Source organism: Alteromonas sp. PRIM-21, from assembly GCF_027563165.1.
Classification (GTDB): domain Bacteria; phylum Pseudomonadota; class Gammaproteobacteria; order Enterobacterales; family Alteromonadaceae; genus Alteromonas; species Alteromonas macleodii_A.
Genome location: NZ_JADOEK010000003.1, coordinates 24972 through 43528, shown reverse-complemented (window position 1 = coordinate 43528; position 18557 = coordinate 24972). Strand labels below are relative to the sequence as shown.

The window sequence follows — 18557 nt, the reverse complement described above, 5'->3', positions numbered from 1 at the left end:
GGTTCGTAGAAGGATTTTACGGTTACGCCTGCCATTAACGTTTCGCAGCAAGAACACAAACAATAATACGCGTTAATCATTAAGTTTTTAGTTAGGCCATCATGAAATACACTACGTTTAATCAGCAAAGTACTAATCCATTGATCGAGCCGATGTTTTTCGGTAACCCCGTAAACGTTGCACGCTATGATCAGCAAAAGCATGCCATCTTCGAAAAGCTTATTGAGAAGCAAATTAGCTTTTTTTGGCGCCCTGAAGAAGTGGACGTTTCTCGCGATCGTGTCGATTTTCAAAAATTGACCGACCCAGAAAAGCATATCTTCATATCGAATCTTAAGTACCAAACCCTTTTAGACTCGGTACAAGGTCGAAGCCCGAATATTGCATTCTTGCCTATTATCTCACTACCCGAGTTAGAAACATGGGTTGAAACATGGTCTTTCTTTGAGACTATCCACTCGCGCTCTTATACCCATATCTTGCGTAATTTGTTCTCAGACCCAAGTGAAATATTTGAAGATATCGTAGTGAACGACGAGATTAAGCGCCGTGCCGCTGATATCTCGAAGTATTATGACGACCTTATTTTTGCCACCCAACTTTGGCAAACACAAGGTGAAGGCGTTCATACCGTTAATGGTACTGCGTACACGATTAATATGTACGAGCTTAAAAAGAAGCTTTACCTGTGTATGAACTCGGTAAACGCGCTTGAAGCAATACGCTTCTACGTGTCTTTTGCTTGTACTTTCGCTTTTGCAGAACGTAAGTTGATGGAAGGTAACTCTAAAATCATTCGATTAATTGCCCGTGATGAGAACCTTCACTTATCTTCAACCCAGCACATTCTAAACTTGTGGGCCAAGGGTAAAGATGACCCTGAAATGGCACAAATAGCAGAAGAGTGTAAAGAAGAAGCCCGGGCTATCTTCATGAATGCGGTTGAGCAAGAAAAGCAATGGGCTGACTATCTATTCCAAAATGGCTCTATGATTGGCCTTAACAAAGAAATTCTTTGCCAGTACGTTGAGTACATTGCGAATCAACGTATGTCTGCCATAGGTCTAGATACACCATTTGAGATTAGTAGCAACCCGCTTCCTTGGATGAACAACTATCTAAATTCAGACAATGTACAAGTAGCACCACAAGAATCTGAAATCAGCTCTTACTTAGTTGGACAAATAGATTCTGCAGTAAGCGAAGACGACTTTGCTGATTTTGAGCTGTAACGCCCCAGCTTAATGAGCAGTAACGATAAATCACTCCGCATCGACGTTGTCGATGTGGGGGCGATTATTGCCCCTTCTGACATCACTATCTTAAACGCCCTTGAATCAGCGGGCGTTAATATTCACTACCACTGTCGCGAAGGGTTTTGCGGTGCGTGCCGTACAAAGCTTATTGAAGGGGAAGTTGAATACACTACTGACCCACTCGCCTTTATTGACGACGACGAAATTCTTCCGTGTTGTTGTGTGGCTAAATGCCCGTTAAAAATAAAAGTGCCGCTTTAGATTGTTAGCATGTTTGTTTAAAAGTCTGCATAACTCTGGTCGGATATTCCCATGGCTTTTTGTTTTTATCATTACGAGCGGAAAAGACACATAGCGTCACTATTTCGTATTAAAGCACTTTTTCGATGGCGTACAGCTCTTCATCAATAACCTGTAGTCGCGATGCAACAACGGCCCTCGCGTCATTTACACCTTTGTTATAAAACGACGCGCCCATTTCCTTACTAATAAAATCAAGTAGAAACTCTCCGTCAAATTGGCCAAGTTCCACGTTTAACTCATCATCACAGTATCGTTGTAGTTTAGCGACCAATGCGTCTTTTTCCTCACGGGTAAATTTGATTTCGTTCATTACCATTCCTCTTTTGTTATTTGTAAATAACATCAACTTTACTGTCTTTGGCTAAGAGCATTTTTGTTAAGACAAACTGTTTGAAGACACTTTAACGTTATCATGCTTATAATTTTGCATACTAACGTGTTTGCTAACCACTTGTTACCGGTAACCATAACGGTCTAATTAAAAAATGCCCTACGCAGTATACGTTTATACAGTCACATTTATAACCATACCTGTGTGACTTTGCTCCTAACTTATCATTGAGCCAGTTAATGAGAACGCCCGCTTAAGTTAACATCGCACTTCACTTTTACTTATGTCTTACTATCAAGATTTGAAAATTGACTTAACCTACCTTGCCAGTAATATCTGAAAACAAACTATAAACTTAGAGATAAAAAATGGCAGCAAACGCACTGTTTAAGCCTTATTCACAAGGCAACCTATCGTTATCAAACCGCATTGTTATGGCGCCTATGACTCGCCAATTTTCGCCTAACGGAATACCTACCAGTGATGTGGCAGGTTACTATAAGCGCCGCGCGCAAGGTGGCACAGGTTTAATCATTACAGAAGGCACTACGGTTAACGACAAAGTCGCTACTATGGATGCAAACATCCCTCAATTTCACGGAAACGAAGCCTTAGCCGGTTGGAAAAATGTGGTTGATGACGTTCATAGCGTAGGCGGGAAAATCATGCCGCAACTGTGGCACGTGGGTATGGCACGCGTTGCAGAAAAAGCCCCCTACCCCGAGCTTCCAAGCGCTGGGCCATCGGGACTATTCAAACCTGGTAAACAGGGTGCTGAACCCATGACAGTCGAGCACATTGAATCTGTTATATCCGGATTTGCCCAAGCTGCAGCTGATGCCAAAGCTATCGGCATGGATGGGATAGAAATTCACGGTGCGCATGGTTATCTCATCGATCAATTCTTCTGGGAAGGCACTAACCAGCGTACTGATAGCTGGGGCGGCAGTATGGAAAACCGCGGTCGGTTTGCGGTGGAAATAATTAAAGCCATTCGCGCTGCCACTGGTCCCGATTTCCCCATCGTGCTGCGCTATTCTCAATGGAAACAGCAAGACTACACCGCTCGCTTAGCACACACACCTCAGGAGCTAGAGCAGTTTCTACTTCCTCTCAGTGATGCTGGCGTAGATATTTTTCACTGTTCTCAACGCCGCTACTGGGAAAGTGAGTTTGAAGGCAGCGAACTAAACCTTGCAGGCTGGACTAAGAAGATTACTGGAAAACCCACAATTACAGTTGGTTCAGTAGGCCTTAATGATGACTTCTTCGGCGCATTTAAAGGCCAAGACTCAAGTACCCGTGCTGTTGATGACTTACTTGAGCGACTTGATGCCGGTGAATTTGATTTAGTCGCGGTTGGAAGAGCATTGTTACAAGACCCCAACTGGGCTAATAAGATTAAAGAAAACCGAACAGATGAACTAGAACAGTACTCTGGCAAAGCCCTAGCTACACTATCCTAGTTTTATGAGCTAATTGCACTGATGTGCAGCGTAACCATCTCAACTAGCACTTCTCACGGTGCTAGTTGCCTTTAAAAGGGATTCGAAATCAACTTTCCCCATCGGCCTCGCTATGTAATACCCTTGTCCATAGTCACAATTCATTGCTTTTAAGATCTCAAACTGCTCTTGAGTCTCAATGCCCTCTGCAACTACTTTAATTCCAAGCTTTTTAGCCATAATAATAATAGCTTCGCACAATACTTTATCGTTACTCACGTCTGTCATGGTTTTAACAAAGCTTTTGTCGATTTTTATAAAATCGGTAGGAAACTTTTTCAGATAAGAAATAGAAGAGTACCCCGTACCGAAATCATCAAGGGCTATACCAACACCGGCTTGCCTAAACTGAAACAACTTTTTAGAAACCTCTTCGTCAGCTTTCATTAAAAGGTTTTCTGTGACCTCAAGTAAAATAGACCTCGCTGAAACATTTTTCTCAAGCAATCTGTTAAGCCAGCTCGTAATATTCGACTCTTGATGAAGATATTGGCAAGGTGATGTATTTATACTTATTTGAAGATCACGGCAATAATGTGACTGCCAATACTTTACATTCCTGCACACCTCTTCAAAAACCCAGTCGCTAATTTCGATAATTAAACCAGACTCTTCTGCTAAAGGAATAAATTCATCGGGCGGAATTCGTCCTTTTTGTGGATGCTGCCATCGAAGCAAGGCTTCCGCCTTTAAAATCTGACCATTACTGAGCGTCGTTATAGGCTGATATTCAACGAAAAGTTCATTGTTTTTAACGGCATAACGTAGATCATTTAAAAGAGAAAGTCGTTTTACCGCCGCTTCATGCATGTCTAAGGTATAGTATTTGTAACTATTTTTCCCCGACGCCTTCGCTTTGTACATAGCTTGATCAGCGTACTTCAACAAGTCCTTAGTGTTATTAGCATCATCTGGATATAAGGTCACCCCTAAACTACCGCTTGTATGCACCTGCTCTACATCGATTAAAAAGGGTTCAGCTATCGTTTCTAGCAGTTTCTGTATTATATCGTCTACTGAACTTAAGCTATTGATGCTATTTAAAATGATGACGAATTCATCCCCGCCCAGCCTAGCAACTGTATCACTAGCGCGTACGCTGTGCTCTAAACGCTTAGCACACTCCTTTAAAAGTTCATCGCCTACATCGTGGCCGAGCGTGTCATTTATATCCTTAAAATTGTCGAGATCCAGGAAAAGCACCGCAACCTTATCGTTTTCTCTATTAGCAGTCTTAATCGCTAAGTCGAGATGATCCAGCATTAGGTTTCTATTTGGTAGGCCAGTGAGCGTATCAAAATTGGCTTGTTTCCAGATAAGGTCGTTTGCTATATCTCTTTCAATAGCAATGCTCGCAATATGGGCAAATTGCTCTATCAGAATAACTTCTTCAGAGGTCGGTATCGCTTTGTAACTGTGATAGATTGCAAAGGTGCCAATTACATTTCCATTTGCACCTCTAATGGGTTGAGACCAGCAAGACGCTAACCCCGCTTTTGCTGCTAATTCGTGGAAGCCAACCCAATAGGGATGCGTACTAATATCCTCAACTACGGTAGGGCTATTGGTGGCTGCTGCATTGCCACAAGAGCCTACACCATGACCAATTTGAAGACCGTCAATGGCATCGTTATAAAAACCGGGTAATGATGGCGCTGCACCTTTTCTTAGTTTGCCCTCTTGCAGCAGCAAAATACTACAGCGCTTATTCGGATATTCTCCTTCGATAGCATCAACGATATCGAAAAGTACACTGTGAAGAGATTCTGCATTTACCACTTTTTCAAGAATAGTACTTCTAACCCGCGTAAGTTTTTGCGTTTGCTCGAGTTGGTCTTGGTACTCAGTAATCTGTTTTGACAGCTCTGTGTGTTCTTCTCTACAAATTTCTTCGTTTGCCAGCTCAGCTAGCTTTTCAAGCTGAAAAAGTTGGCTTTCATTAAAGTCATGTGGCTTTGTGTCGAGCACACATAAAGTACCCACAGCGCAGCCATCTACAACAAGCTTTATTCCTGCGTAGAAGCGAATATGGGGTTCACCCAAAACAAACGGATTATCTTTAAAACGCGGATCTTTTTGGGTGTCAGGAACAATTAATGGGTCCGTTTCACAAATGGTGTGGCTGCAAAAGGCAATATCGCGAGCGGACTCTTTAATCTCAAGATTGACTGAGGATTTAAACCACTGTCTATTGCTATCAATTAACGTGATCGTCGCGAATCGGCAATTAAGCACACTGCTTGCTAGACCCGTAATCCGGTCAAAACGCGCTTCGTCGGGCGTATCTAGTAGCGCTAATCTTTTCAGAACAGATACTCTTTCGAGCTCGTTAGATAATGCTCCTGTAACTACCACACTAAGCTCCAATAAACTTTTCCACCAATAGTCGCTGTTTCATTTCGCCACTTTGCGCCCAACGATATACACATTGTTAATCGCTGAACTTTAGCATCACGCATGGAAATATAACATTTTTCTTTAGTCTACAAAGATGCGCAACTCTCGTTACACCTCTTCAAAAAAACTTGTGAGTGTGAACAGTCTGTAGATAAACCATAATTCAAATATGAGTAATTCAAAAGGGTGACGTATCTTCCTTCGCGTGGCTAACTACCTTTTTATAACCAAATAGATGCCACCCAGCGTCATGACAGAAGCGATAACAATCTGAATACTAAGTTGTTCACCAAGTATAGCCCATCCCATCAAAGTTGCGATTACTGGAACGCTTAACTGAACAGTGGCAGCAGTAGTTGATTTAATAACTGGCAGCACGCTATACCAAATTGCATAACCACACCCTGATGCCACAATGCCAGAAACAAGTGCTAATAAGGCGCCAGTATTGTCGAACACTAATACACGACTATTGAGCGATAATAGAAACCCAACTAAGGGAATACATAAAATAGATGCGTAAATGAAGTTGCCCGATGTAGCAAATAGCGCAGACTTGCTTCTTTTGCCTAATAGAGAATATACCCCCCACGCAATACCTGCGGTGACCATGATTATGCCAGCTAGAAGCGGTGGCGCCGATGCACTCGGCAGCAATAAAATGACTAGACCTGCCAATGCTAAAAGAAAGCCTAGCCATTGAAAACGCTTAAACCGTTCTCCTCTTGCTAGGCCGAAGCTAATCATAGTTAGCTGAACTGCGCCGAATAACAACAATGCCCCTGTGCCAGTAGCCATAGAAATATAGGCATATGAAAAACACAGTGCGTACAAAAACAGTGACGCGCCACCGAGGAAGGTTGCATTACTTTTTAGGTTAACCCAAAGGCTTGAATCCCCTGGTGCTTTTCGCAAAGAAAAGAGCGACAATAACGTGAGTGCTAATGCACCGCTTATTAAGCGCAACGCGGTAAAGCTAGCGGGGTCAATATCTGTATTTGCCAGCGCCATTCTGCACAGTAACGAATTTGCAGCAAAAGCAACCATTGCTACCGTGACTAAAGAAAGTGTTTTAAACAATGACCGCTCCTTTGCGCATATCTCTATTTCTAGATATTCATTCTTTCAAAGAATGTATCGTTAAAATAATAACTTAAAAAGGTTTTCTTCAAGTAACCAACTTTTAAATGTTAGTCATAAAGGCTTAAACAAAAAAGAGGACCTGAAGGTCCTCTTTTATTCAAACTGCAAGCAGGTCTGTATCTACAGAGACAAACCTAAACGCTCAGCAACTTCAATGTAAGTTTCTACAACCGAGCCAAGCCCCTGTCTAAAGCGGTCTTTGTCCATTTTCTTACGGGTTTCTTTATCCCACAAGCGACAGCCGTCAGGAGTAAACTCATCGCCTAACACGATGTTGCCGTCTTTGTCGACACCAAACTCTAGTTTGTAGTCAACAAGCAACATACCTGCTTCGTCAAACAATGCTTTAAGTACATTGTTCACTTTGAAGGTTAGTGCCTTCATTTCGGCAATTTGTGCTTCTGTAGCCCAGCCAAATGATAGAATATGGTAATCATTCACCATTGGGTCGTGAAGCGCATCGTTTTTAAGGAAAAACTCGAAAATAGGTGGGTTAAGCTCTTTACCTTCTTCCACACCTAGTCTGCGCACTAAAGAGCCAGCAGACAAGTTTCTCACCACACACTCGACAGGGATCATATCGAGCTTTTTAACCAAAGACTCAGTATCAGAAACTAAAGCTTCAACTTGTGTTGCAATGCCCGCTTCTTCAAGCTTAGTCATTATAAAGTGGTTAAACTTGTTGTTTACTTCACCCTTGCGATCAAGCTGCTCTATTTTTTCACCGTCGAACGCTGAAGTGTCGTTTCGAAAGTGAAGAATTAGTTTATCGCTATCATCAGTGTAATAAACAGTTTTTGCTTTACCGCGGTAAAGCTCGTCGCGTTTTTCCATTCTCAGTCTCAGTTATATATCAAGGTTATCTTCTGACATGACCTCAGCAAATGCACTGTATAGGTCGGAAACCTGATTTGCTTCAAACGGTACACTTTCATTGTTCATGAAAGTAACTGATGTGCGATTTGCACCCGCTTTTGCAACTTTCAAACGATAATCACCCTTTTCGAGTAATTCAGCATCGCTTGAGAATAAACCATCCCACCAACTACCCTGGTCACCATTATAAGTGATAAATAGCAGGCCATTTGATTTATCTAAATCTTTAACATCAAACCCAAGTTTGCGAAGTACCAAAAGCATTCTTGGCCAAGCAACGTCATATTGCGCTTCTACAATGTACGCTGGGTCCCCGTCATCGTTAAAGCCCATTTCCGTATTAATACCTTGTCGAATCTTCGCTATTCTTCGCGTTTCAGCAAGCTGAATTTGGTATTCGTAATGACCGATAACCTGGTTTAATACTTCAACTTCTTCGCGACGCTCTTCCAAAGAAGAAACGTCTGCAACTACGTCGTTACCAACGGTTTGCATGTAGTCTTTTAAATCAACCGTCAATGCAGCGCTACGACCATGAGGTTTGACATCCAGGCTGAATTCAAAACGGCGACCTATCTCGCTCTCTTCGTCGATAAAGCTATACCAAGGACCATCAATTTCCTTTGTCATGACCATCCAATCAGTGATCAAAACTTTATCTTCCGGGCTAAAGCTATCTACACCTATTCCCTGCTCATCTAAGAAACTTAATAATGAGTTCCAGATTGCTTGGCTTAGCGGTTGGCTATCATCAACTTGGTCAAACCAAATCGTTGCTGAGCTCTTACCTTCTTCCACGTGAGAGCCAGTAACTAAAGGAAGAACCAACGCAGGAGAACGAACCATCAAGTTCTTACCTACTAGCGACGTGTCTGCTTCTTTGCCTATCTCAGGTAAAGCAAAGTCTCTCGAAAAGGTAGGTGCATCTAAGCCAGGGGGTACTTCTAACGTCTTTTGTTCTTTAGTTTTTAAGTACTCGTAACTACCAGAAGCGGTCTTTCTATCTATTTGGCTTGAACAACCTGCAAGTGCAACCATCGCTACTGAACTTGCTATAGCCAGCGTTCTTTTCATCTGTATTCCTTATTAACCAGAAATCAATGCGTATTTTTTTAGTAGTTCTTCGATACGTTTTTGGCTTGATAGTTCCGGTAAAACCATAGGTAATCGCATAACAGCACTTTTCATCATTCCCATTTTGTATAACGCCCACTTAGGCATTACAGGGTTTGGTTCAATGAAAAGCTCACTGTGCAATAGCTTGATTGTTTCGTCGATCTCTCGACATTTATCGAAATCTTTATTGAGGGCAGTTTCGCACATTTGTGCAATAGCTTTAGGTACTATGTTAGCGGTAACTGAAATGACACCATGCCCGCCCTCGCACATGAATTCAGCACTTGTGCCATCGTCGCCACTTAAAATAACAAAGTCTTCCGGAACAAGAGGCTGGGTTTCTTTTAATCGAGCAATATCACCAGTTGCATCTTTAAGACCAACAATATTTTTGTGGGTAGATAATTCTGCAACGGTTTCTGGAAGCATATCAGCTACGGTTCGGCCCGGAACATTGTATAGGATCACAGGCAAGTCGCTAGCATCGGCAATGGCGTTGAAATGGGCAATCATACCCGCCTGTTGAGGCTTATTGTAGTAAGGTACCACGCTTAAGAAACCATCAATACCTGTAGCACCTAATTGCTCGGTAAGAAAAATCGCTTCGGCAGTAGAGTTTGCACCACTTCCAGCAATAACAGGGATAGCACCTGATGCCATTGCTACTGTTTCTTTAACCACGTTGATATGTTCATCAAACGGTAGTGTTGCTGACTCACCTGTAGTGCCAACAGACACAATACCATGAGTGCCCTGCTCTACATGAAACTTCACAAGTTTCTCTAAAGACTTGTAATCGATATCGCCGTTTTCGAGCATCGGCGTGACGAGTGCTACGTAACTACCAGTAAACATAATCTCTCCGCAAAATGTGAGCGCACATGGTAATTATGTCAGTGCTTAAACACAAGTAATAGCGCATGTAAAATGACAAGAATTTGACAATATCTTATTCAAAGGCGGGAAAAAGGCGCTGACTTCTAAAAAAACTCTGTGCTAACATCCCGACATTATTACCATTGAAGTGAAGTAGATGTCGAAACAACAACTTATCGTTACCATTTTAGGTACAGACAACACTGGCATCCTAAGCGAAATTGCAACAACGGTATCAGAAGCTCAGTGCAATATTTTAGATAGCAGGCAAGCTATATATGGCAAAGAGTTCTCGTTGACTATGATCATAGAGGGAACTCAAACTGCTATTACAAAAGCCGAGTGCATACTACCAGCATTGTTTCAGCGCCTTGATTTGCTGTCGATGATGAAGCGAACGAGTCACCATGAAAAGCAAAATCTCGCACACCTCTTTAATGTTGAATTTAGTGGTGAAGACGAAACGGGCTTGATTAAAGCCGTTACGGGCTTTTTCGCAGAGCGAGATGCCATGATTAGTGCGTTTAGACAGCGTACCTACAAAGACAAAGCCACTGGTAAAGACAACATGCGATGCAAATTTATTGTTTCGCTTACTTCAGATGAAAATATCGATATTTTAGAATCTGATCTAATGTCCCTGTTCAAATCGTTAAACGTGACAGGCAAAGTAGTAGACAAACACAAGAAGGATCCCAATGAAAACGTTACAAGCTGGTGATAAAGCTCCACAATTCTCATTGCAGAACCAAAATGACGAAACCGTATCTTTAACTGATTACGCAGGTAAAAAAGTACTCGTGTATTTTTACCCTAAGGCAATGACGCCAGGCTGTACAACTCAAGCACAGGGATTACGTGATGTTAACGACGAACTAACCGCGAAGAACGTGGTTGTACTAGGTGTAAGCCCAGACGCGGTTAAGCGACTGCCTAAGTTTATAGAAAAAGAAAACCTTAATTTCACCCTGCTTTCTGATGAAGACCATGCTGTTGCCGACGCATTTGGTGTGTGGGGGCCTAAAAAGTTCATGGGTAAAGAATATGATGGCATCCACCGTCAAACTTTCTTGATTGACGAGAACGGTGTAATTGAGCATGTTTTCAATAAATTCAAAACAAAAGAACACCACACAGTTGTTCTTGATTACCTGAACAGCTAAATTTCTTACATAACAAAAAAGCCCCGATAACGTGCAGTTATCGGGGCTTTTTTATACTTAGTGTTAGCTACTTTGCCTCTTCGGGAATTGCAACAGGATTACTTGACCACGCAGTAACCACAGCTTTTACCAACGTAGCAAGTGGTATGGCGAAAAACACGCCCCAAAAGCCCCAAAGGCCACCAAAGACTAAAACAGCAACAATAATATAAAGCGGATGAAGACTAACCGCTTCAGAGAATAATAACGGCACCAATAAGTTACCATCTAATGCCTGAATAATGCCGTAGGCTATCATTAGATACCAAAACTCTGGTGATATTCCCCACTGAAACATTGCAACAACTGCCACGGGTATTGTGACCACTGCAGCACCGATATAGGGAATGAGTACAGAAAAGCCAACTAAAACGCCAAGCAAAATGGCATAACGTAAGTCCATAAGAACAAAGGTCACACAGCTCACTACACCCACGATAATAATCTCAATCACTTTTCCGCGTATATAATTAGCGATTTGAGAGTTCATTTCGTGACCCACTTGGGTAATTAAGCGACGTTCTTTTGGCAATAAACGAGAAATGCTGTCTAGAAAGAAAAGCTTGTCTTTCAGCATGAAAAATACCATCAAGGGTACCAGCACCATATAAACGAGCAGTGCGGCTAAATTGGCGATATTACTGAACGAAGCGGAAATCAGGGTTTCTCCTACTTCTACTAGCTTTTCATTTAAGCCTTCCATCATCTGGTGGATTTGATACACCTGTACGTAATCTGGGTATTTATCAGGAAGCGTTAAGATCCATTCCTGGGCTTTTTGCCAAATTAACGGTGTTTCTTGAATAAGATTCACACTCTGCTTTGAGATAATTGGAACCAATCCAATCAAGGTTAAAATAGTGATAGTGATAAATCCGAGCATTACCACGCCGCATGCCAAAGTGCGACTAACGCCAACACTCACTAAACGACTTACTGGCCAGTCAAGCAGATAAGCAATAACCGCTGCAACCAGTACAGGCATAATTAGCTCGCCCCACAATAGCAACACTGTTGTGGTTAAAAGAATCAAAATGAGCAGCATTGCCGCATCAGGATCGGAAAATTTGCGTCGGTACCAACGACCAAAAACGCTAATCATAGAAACGCCTAGAAATAACCAAGAATAGGACACGCATCATAGTTGATAGCACTAGCAATTAGCAATAAGTAGTAGTTAAGAATCTTTCAAAATCAAACTGGTATGATGTTTTTACAGTATTACTATTAGCGTGTAGAGTGAGAGTGTAGATAGTTGTTAATTAAACTAGGTCAACGTGTCGTAATATCTGCGAAGCGTTTGGCTGAAATAGTCAGAAGCGTGTGAATAAATTAGATAACTTCTGGAGATTCGCTCTAGTATTTGTCTGACTCGTGTTAGTAAAACAACGCTAAATTTTAAATTTGGTCTACTGAAAAAGTAGATATAAGAAAATAATAAATTTTGAAACTGTTTAGCAACTTAGTGCTCTAAGCGTTATGCAGTATTAAACATGTACAATAATTGTAGGTTCATGAGAAAACATTTTTCAGCATCTTTGGTTGCCCTTTCCTTTGTGCTCACATCGAGCCTAACGGCTGTTGCACAAGATGCCAATTACAGCAATAAAAATGCACTACCTGAGATAGGTGTGGTTGCTTCAGACGCTATATCACTTGATAAGGAAATGATCGTAGGCGATGCCGTAATGCGCCAAATGCGCGGGCAAAGCCCGGTTATCTCAGACCCAGTGTTGGACGAGTATTTGCAAGATGTAGGCAATCGTTTAGTTGTCCACGCCGACAATGCAAAGTTCCCCTTCGAGTTTTTCTGGGTTAACAACGACGCCATAAATGCTTTCGCATTTTTCGGTGGTCATATCGGCGTACATACGGGCTTAATGCGTAGAGCTAAAAACGAGAGCGAGCTGGCTTCAGTACTTGCTCACGAAATTTCACACGTTACGCAGCGCCACATTGCACGGCGTATGCAAGCTCAACGACGCTCATCGCCTTTAGCACTGGCTTCGCTTATTGGTGGCGTACTCATTGCTATGGCTAACCCTGAAGCAGGCATTGCGGCCATGCAGGCAGGTTCTGCAGCATCGGCTCAGCTTCAAATTGACTATACACGGACAAATGAACAAGAAGCAGACCGAATCGGTATTGCTATGCTGGCAAGAGCTGGTTTTGATCCAAGCGCTGCGGCCTCCTTCTTTTCTACAATGGCAGAAGAATACCGTATGGTTTCTAGACCGCCTGCACGACTTCTAACTCACCCCCTAACTGAAACCCGTATTGCTGATGCAAGGAACCGCGCTGGGGATTATCCCAGACGTTATCTACCCATTAACAAACAATTTGAATTAGCGAAAGCACGAATAAAGGCGCGTTATTCGTTTAAAGCAGATTACGCATTGGAGTATTTTGAAGCAGCGGTAAACCAAGATGTTCAGCGGAGTAAAGAAGCATCGCTTTACGGTTTAGCTCTCGCCTACATGCGAAACGAACAAATTGATAAAGCAAAAAAAGTGATGGATAAGCTTATTGCCGGCGACGGAGATAACCTTTTCTATCTCGATGCTATGACTGATATTTACATCTCTTTAGGACAACCTTTAAAAGCGGTAGAAATGCTAGCGCCTCACGTTCAACATAACCCGAGAAATCAGGTTCTTGCGCTAAATCAGGCGAACGCCTATATCAGTGCACAGAAGTATGATGACGCCATTTCGTTGCTTAAGGATTTTCTACTGGTTAGAAAAGATTATCAAATAGCCCACCAATTGATGAGTGAAGCGTATCAAAAAGCTAAGCAATTCTCCCAAATGCACCAAAGCAAAGCGGAGGTCTATGCCCTTTACGGCGCATACAATCGCGCGGTGGATGAACTTCAATATGCTTACAATTTTGCCGGTGATAATCACCTTGCAAAGCAACGGATTAGGGCGCGCATAAAGCAGTTTCGCGACCAGGAAGAACGATTAGAACGGCTATAGTGCGTTTATAGTGTGTTAGCGTACAGCGCTACCGTTTTTCTATACACTGTTGACTTAATCTCGCTCAGCGCTTTTTAGTTGATTAAGGCGCTGGCGCAAGCCGTCAGCTGTCACTTCACCCATTATCGTATCTTTGATGTTTCCATCTGGGCCCACAATGAAAGTGGCAGGTAAATATGGAGGCTTAGCCATGGGTAGCTTAGTATCGGAAGAACTAACAATAACTGGCACAGCAATGCCGTATTTTTTTGACATTGCTGTCAATTCAGCTTTTGTTTTGGGGTCGTAGTTAATTGCAAATAGCTGCGTACCGCTAGGTAAAGATTGATGAAATGACGCTAATTCAGGCATTTCGCGAAGGCATGGCGCACACCAAGGCGCAAAGTAGTTCACAATTACCCACTGTCCTTTAAGACCGTTCCAGCTATATGTTTGCCCATCCAAGGTTTCAAAGTCATTCTGAAGACTCTGATAAGTAAAGAACCCAGCTAAAGACGCTGTAATAAAAAGAGTGATAAGAAGTAGCGGATTAGTTTTGCCCACATTGCTATTTAAAGGTGAGAACGACATGCAACCCTCTAATTATATTTGTTTTAGTCATAGTGCCAGATTCTTCTCCCCTTCTCTAACAGATTTTAAAATACTACTTGTTAAACACCTCGTTGATTAGGCGCGATGCAGAGGTATATTGCGCACTTTATTAATAACTAGGCCTAAACTGCTTGATATTAAGAAGCAAAAACGCAATAGTTCGCGCCAAACGTAACAACCTTAAAAAGGGGCTTATATGTTAGATATTACTATTATTCATAATCCACGCTGTTCTAAGAGCAGACAAACGCTTGCGCTACTTGAAGAAAAAGGTGAAGCGCCAGTTGTGGTTGAATATTTAAAACATCCCCTAGATGTCCAAGCGCTTAAAGCGATATTTAAAAAACTTAACCTTGAATCGGTTAGGGATATGATGCGTACAAAAGAGAAAGAGTACAAAGACGCTAATTTAGGGGACGAAGCATTGTCTGATGAAGCACTTTTTGATGCCATGGCTCAGACGCCTAAGCTAATCGAACGCCCAATTGTTATTAAAGGCGAGAAAGCACGTATAGGTCGACCGCCTGAATCGGTATTGGACATTTTGTAGTGCAACCCGTTCTTGTACTTTATTACAGCCGACATGGCAGCACCAAGCGTTTAGCCGATGCTATCGCCCAGGGAATATCGTCACAATATGTGCCGGTTATAGTGCGCACAGTTAAAAGTATTAACGAATTGAGCAGCACGTCTGAAGATGTCTCAAATGTTGCTTCTAGTACAGTCCCTGAGGTTACAATTCAGGAACTTGAGCAATGTAGCGCGTTGGCCCTTGGTAGCCCTACTCGCTTTGGCAATATGGCCGCGCCGGTTAAACACTTTTTAGACTCAACAAGTAGCCAGTGGTTGAAGGGCGCATTGATTGATAAACCGGCCTGCGTTTTTACTTCGTCATCGTCTATGCATGGCGGCCAAGAGTCCACGCTGTTGTCTATGATGATACCGCTTATCCATCACGGTATGGTAATTTGCGGTATTCCATACAGCGAGCCAGAACTGCACAATACAACCATGGGTGGTAGCCCCTATGGCGTAACACATGTCGCGCACCACAGTTTAAGTGCTCCACAACAATTGAGCGCAGATGAAAAAGCGCTGTGTTTTGCTCAAGGTAAGCGCCTGGCTACGTTTGCGAAAAGACTAGCAAATAACGATTGATTGGCGATACAACAAACGCGAATAGACACAACGTTTAGATAAATATTAAAACCTGATTTCTTCGGAGAATAAACATGGCACCAGATACGCGTTTCTTTCGCTATCTAGCACTTATCAGTCACACTGGGCTAATTATATGGATAACGCTTTGGCAATTTACATTTACTAAAGAGCATACTTACTCCCCAGTATTTATTGCCCTGTTTTATATTTTACCCTTATTGTTACCCTATTGGGGTGTATTGAAAGGCAAGCCATATACTCACGCTTGGGCAAATTTTGTTGTCTTATTTTACCTTATTCACGGATGTACCGTTGCCTACGCCGTGCCTGCTGAACGCTGGTATGCGGTAGTAGAAATTATTTTGTGTACCGGCATGTTCGTTGGGTGCAGCGCCTTCGCCAGAAAACGTGGTCGCGAGCTAGGATTAGGCATTAAAAAGCTTAAAGAAGAAATGAAAGAAGAAAAAGCGCGTTTTGAGCAAGGGCATCAGTAACGCTTAGCTAAATCAGGTTAAGCTCGCGCTTTGCTAATTTAGGTTAAGCTCGCGCTTAACCATGCCCACCGACAGGCGTTTCTGCTCTTGGAGTGAGCGGGTGTCTAGCCGGGCTAGCAAAGACATCAGGCTTTTTAAATCCCGCTCGCTGTGGTGTAAAAGAAATTGAAGCGCTTGGTTTGAAAGCTTAAGGCCCCGCTCTTCAGCGCGCAGGCGTACCGCCTCCTCACGTCCGCTATCATCAAGCTGATTAACATGATAAATAACGCCCCATGCCAAGCGGGAACGCAAATCAGGTAGCACGAATGCTGGGTTTGATGGACCTAAATGGCTGGTGCAAATCACCATGGCCTGTTTAGCTTCCATAACGCGATTGAATAAATCAAACAGCGCTTCTTCCCAGCGCTTATCACCCGCTATGGCGTGTATGTTATCTAACGCTATCAGCGACAAGTTTTCCAAACCTTCGAAGATATCTAAAGACCACGCTTTAAAGTCATTAAGATTTAAGTACAGGTGATTGACCGATCTGCCCGCTAACTGATGACAGGTGGCAAAAAGCAAGTGACTTTTACCAACCGCACTGCTGCCTAATAAGGTAAGTAATGGAAGTTGCAATGAAGCTAAAGCGCTTAATTTCGAGGCATCTCGCCAAAGCGGTAGCGCTTCTGAAATCTGCTCAAGCACTGAAACCACTTCTTCGTTACCCGTAGAAACGAAACTATCGAAGTTTTCGTCTACAGGTAACGTTACAGGCAAAGGCAGCTGCATGCTAATTTAGTTGCTCCAATAGAAACTGTTTTCGTCAACGGTTTGTCCGTAGGCGTCGGTTACTGGGCGTAGTTTGTTTTCTAACTTGACGCTGTTAAGTAAATCGTCAACCGTACCGACTAACGTTAACGAATAAGTAGCCACGGTACCCGATTGCTCAACGAGGGTTGCGTTTTCAATAACACTTAAGCTGTTCAAATAGTCTGTGGCACTAGCATAGCTTGCAATGGAACCAACGTTGGCGATTGAGACTGTAATCACCTCTCGTTCAGACTCCTCAATACCCACAACCGCATAAAGCGATGACAAATAGTTTGAATACGCGTCTACCAGTGCATTGCCCAAATCTTCCGGTGAATCTCCATAGATGCTGCCGTAGCTTACTTTACCACCGCCAATAAAAATCCAATCCAGCGCGAAGTCGCCCTCGTCTGCTCTTTTAGCGTAATTCGCAAATTCGTCCATAGTGAATGGTTCCGTTGTGTTTGCGAGTTGCCCTGTAGGCGATATTTCTTCAACATTTTCACTAGGCTGACCAGTAAGAGCGGCGTTCACGTTTATTGGGCTATCACCATTACCTTGTGACGGGTTCGATTCAGCGTTAGCTGAATCGTTTAGTTGATCGTCGTAGCGCTCAGCCTGAGCTTCTTCATTAAGCACGTTATCTAAAGACTTAACGGTACCAGAGGCCACAACGTTTTCGGGTAAATCTGGTATTGAATTTGGGTCATTGCGATATACCCTGGCACCGATAATGTTATCGACGCTGTAACGCATAGAAGCTTTACGCAGCGGCTCAGCAAATCGTCCCCACACATCATAGGTAGATATATTAACGCTGTCTGTTAAATCCATTAGAGGAAGGCTGAGAGGTACACCACGCTCTTTAGCCGTTTGTTTAAGTGCGCGTTGAAGTTCAGTATCGAGTGATTCGTCAAGAATAGTACGAGTTTCGTTCTCGTCTTCTTGTGCCAGCCACACTATAGTCTCTGGGCGTCTGTCTCCCCAAAGCGGAAGCAATTCTCGCTGCAAAATTTCATTAAGTTTCGCCTGATCGAATTCAGCAATGTAATAGGTTCTGTTGTTATCAAACGCAAAGCGATATGAACGAAGTAGCGACTGAGGCGATGTTAATGCCGCTCTGACACCAGGGTTGTCAAGTACACTCGTACTGCCCGACATTTTAATGAATACTTGCTTGAGCGCTTTTTTGAGCGCTGTTTGCTGAGTGCGCTGAGTTTGATCTTCAACTTGAATTTGCGCTTCATTAACAACAACGCGCTGAGCGGCGTGCGTGTTTGCACTGTAATTAAGTATTGCAAAAAGAGAGACAAACAGTATTCGTTTCAAACCTATTCTCTGCTTATTTGCCTTATTGGTGTTACGCATTACTGCCGTCAACATTGACACTCCATACTCTCTAAAAATCAATTCCTTACCTACCCAATCATGAGCCAAACACATTTCAAATAAAGCTTGAAAGCAGCCCAACATTCACGCTGCTCACTCTTAATATCAGAGCAAGACATTTTATTTAGCTAGATATTCACCAAAAGA

At 42.7% G+C, this 18557-nt stretch carries 19 protein-coding genes; 9 read left to right on the top strand and 10 right to left on the bottom strand.

Going from position 1 to position 18557, the window contains the following annotated elements; genetic code table 11:
• Positions 1-101: 101 nt before the first annotated feature.
• Positions 102-1232: a class Ia ribonucleoside-diphosphate reductase subunit beta gene (nrdB, locus tag IW644_RS06835; protein ID WP_269916991.1), complete on the top strand. Its 1131-nt coding sequence runs from the start codon at positions 102-104 to the stop codon at positions 1230-1232.
• Between the two features lie 12 nt (positions 1233-1244).
• Positions 1245-1517, top strand: a complete 273-nt coding sequence (gene yfaE, locus IW644_RS06830; protein WP_269916990.1) for a class I ribonucleotide reductase maintenance protein YfaE — start codon at positions 1245-1247, stop codon at positions 1515-1517.
• A 109-nt stretch (positions 1518-1626) separates the two neighbouring features.
• Here yfaE and IW644_RS06825 read toward each other — a convergent pair whose 3' ends face one another.
• Positions 1627-1869, bottom strand: coding sequence for a DUF2164 domain-containing protein (locus IW644_RS06825; RefSeq protein WP_269916989.1), 243 nt, complete (start codon positions 1867-1869; stop codon positions 1627-1629).
• Between the two features lie 389 nt (positions 1870-2258).
• Between IW644_RS06825 and IW644_RS06820 the strand changes: the two genes are divergently transcribed.
• Positions 2259-3356, top strand: coding sequence for an NADH:flavin oxidoreductase (locus IW644_RS06820; protein ID WP_269916988.1), 1098 nt, complete (start codon positions 2259-2261; stop codon positions 3354-3356).
• Between the two features lie 39 nt (positions 3357-3395).
• Here the strand turns inward: IW644_RS06820 and IW644_RS06815 are convergent, their stop codons facing one another.
• The 5 genes from IW644_RS06815 to dapA all read right to left on the bottom strand — a co-directional run bounded on the left by IW644_RS06815 (position 3396) and on the right by dapA (position 9782).
• Entirely contained in the window at positions 3396-5750 is a 2355-nt protein-coding gene (locus tag IW644_RS06815) for a sensor domain-containing phosphodiesterase (protein ID WP_269916987.1), read from the bottom strand.
• A 255-nt stretch (positions 5751-6005) separates the two neighbouring features.
• Positions 6006-6872, bottom strand: a complete 867-nt coding sequence (locus tag IW644_RS06810; protein WP_269916986.1) for a DMT family transporter — start codon at positions 6870-6872, stop codon at positions 6006-6008.
• A gap of 183 nt (positions 6873-7055) precedes the next feature.
• The gene (gene purC, locus IW644_RS06805) at positions 7056-7769 is read right to left on the bottom strand and encodes a phosphoribosylaminoimidazolesuccinocarboxamide synthase (protein WP_179983555.1); all 714 of its coding nucleotides are present in this window, start codon (positions 7767-7769) and stop codon (positions 7056-7058) included.
• A 12-nt stretch (positions 7770-7781) separates the two neighbouring features.
• Positions 7782-8885: an outer membrane protein assembly factor BamC gene (gene bamC, locus IW644_RS06800; protein ID WP_269916985.1), complete on the bottom strand. Its 1104-nt coding sequence runs from the start codon at positions 8883-8885 to the stop codon at positions 7782-7784.
• Between the two features lie 12 nt (positions 8886-8897).
• On the bottom strand, positions 8898-9782 hold the full coding sequence (gene dapA / locus IW644_RS06795; protein WP_269916984.1) for a 4-hydroxy-tetrahydrodipicolinate synthase: 885 nt from the start codon (positions 9780-9782) through the stop codon (positions 8898-8900).
• A 178-nt stretch (positions 9783-9960) separates the two neighbouring features.
• On the opposite strand from dapA, the gene IW644_RS06790 reads away from it, so the two are divergent.
• Together IW644_RS06790 and bcp are read left to right on the top strand one after the other, a co-directional pair.
• Positions 9961-10524, top strand: coding sequence for a glycine cleavage system protein R (locus tag IW644_RS06790; protein ID WP_269916983.1), 564 nt, complete (start codon positions 9961-9963; stop codon positions 10522-10524).
• Positions 10502-10966: a thioredoxin-dependent thiol peroxidase gene (gene bcp, locus IW644_RS06785; protein WP_118494502.1), complete on the top strand. Its 465-nt coding sequence runs from the start codon at positions 10502-10504 to the stop codon at positions 10964-10966. Before IW644_RS06790 ends, bcp begins: the two co-directional genes overlap by 23 nt.
• Positions 10967-11033: 67 nt before the next feature.
• Here bcp and IW644_RS06780 read toward each other — a convergent pair whose 3' ends face one another.
• Positions 11034-12107, bottom strand: a complete 1074-nt coding sequence (locus IW644_RS06780) for an AI-2E family transporter (RefSeq protein WP_179983560.1) — start codon at positions 12105-12107, stop codon at positions 11034-11036.
• Positions 12108-12519: 412 nt separating this feature from the next.
• On the opposite strand from IW644_RS06780, the gene IW644_RS06775 reads away from it, so the two are divergent.
• A complete protein-coding gene (locus IW644_RS06775; RefSeq protein ID WP_269916982.1) occupies positions 12520-13983 on the top strand; it encodes a M48 family metalloprotease in 1464 nt (487 codons plus the stop codon).
• A gap of 54 nt (positions 13984-14037) precedes the next feature.
• Here the strand turns inward: IW644_RS06775 and IW644_RS06770 are convergent, their stop codons facing one another.
• Entirely contained in the window at positions 14038-14553 is a 516-nt protein-coding gene (locus tag IW644_RS06770) for a TlpA family protein disulfide reductase (protein ID WP_269916981.1), read from the bottom strand.
• 217 nt (positions 14554-14770) lie between these two features.
• Between IW644_RS06770 and arsC the strand changes: the two genes are divergently transcribed.
• The 3 genes from arsC to IW644_RS06755 all read left to right on the top strand — a co-directional run bounded on the left by arsC (position 14771) and on the right by IW644_RS06755 (position 16229).
• On the top strand, positions 14771-15124 hold the full coding sequence (gene arsC, locus IW644_RS06765; RefSeq protein ID WP_269916980.1) for an arsenate reductase (glutaredoxin): 354 nt from the start codon (positions 14771-14773) through the stop codon (positions 15122-15124).
• Complete coding sequence (gene wrbA / locus IW644_RS06760) at positions 15124-15732, top strand: NAD(P)H:quinone oxidoreductase (protein ID WP_269916979.1); 609 nt, start codon at positions 15124-15126, stop codon at positions 15730-15732. The genes arsC and wrbA overlap by 1 nt, the downstream gene beginning before the upstream one ends.
• Before the next feature lie 74 nt (positions 15733-15806).
• Positions 15807-16229, top strand: coding sequence for a DUF2069 domain-containing protein (locus IW644_RS06755; RefSeq protein WP_269916978.1), 423 nt, complete (start codon positions 15807-15809; stop codon positions 16227-16229).
• 33 nt (positions 16230-16262) lie between these two features.
• Here the strand turns inward: IW644_RS06755 and hda are convergent, their stop codons facing one another.
• Together hda and IW644_RS06745 are read right to left on the bottom strand one after the other, a co-directional pair.
• Complete coding sequence (hda, locus tag IW644_RS06750; RefSeq protein ID WP_269916977.1) at positions 16263-17000, bottom strand: DnaA regulatory inactivator Hda; 738 nt, start codon at positions 16998-17000, stop codon at positions 16263-16265.
• A gap of 6 nt (positions 17001-17006) precedes the next feature.
• On the bottom strand, positions 17007-18404 hold the full coding sequence (locus IW644_RS06745) for a DUF2066 domain-containing protein (RefSeq protein ID WP_269916976.1): 1398 nt from the start codon (positions 18402-18404) through the stop codon (positions 17007-17009).
• Between the last annotated feature and the right edge of the window lie 153 nt (positions 18405-18557).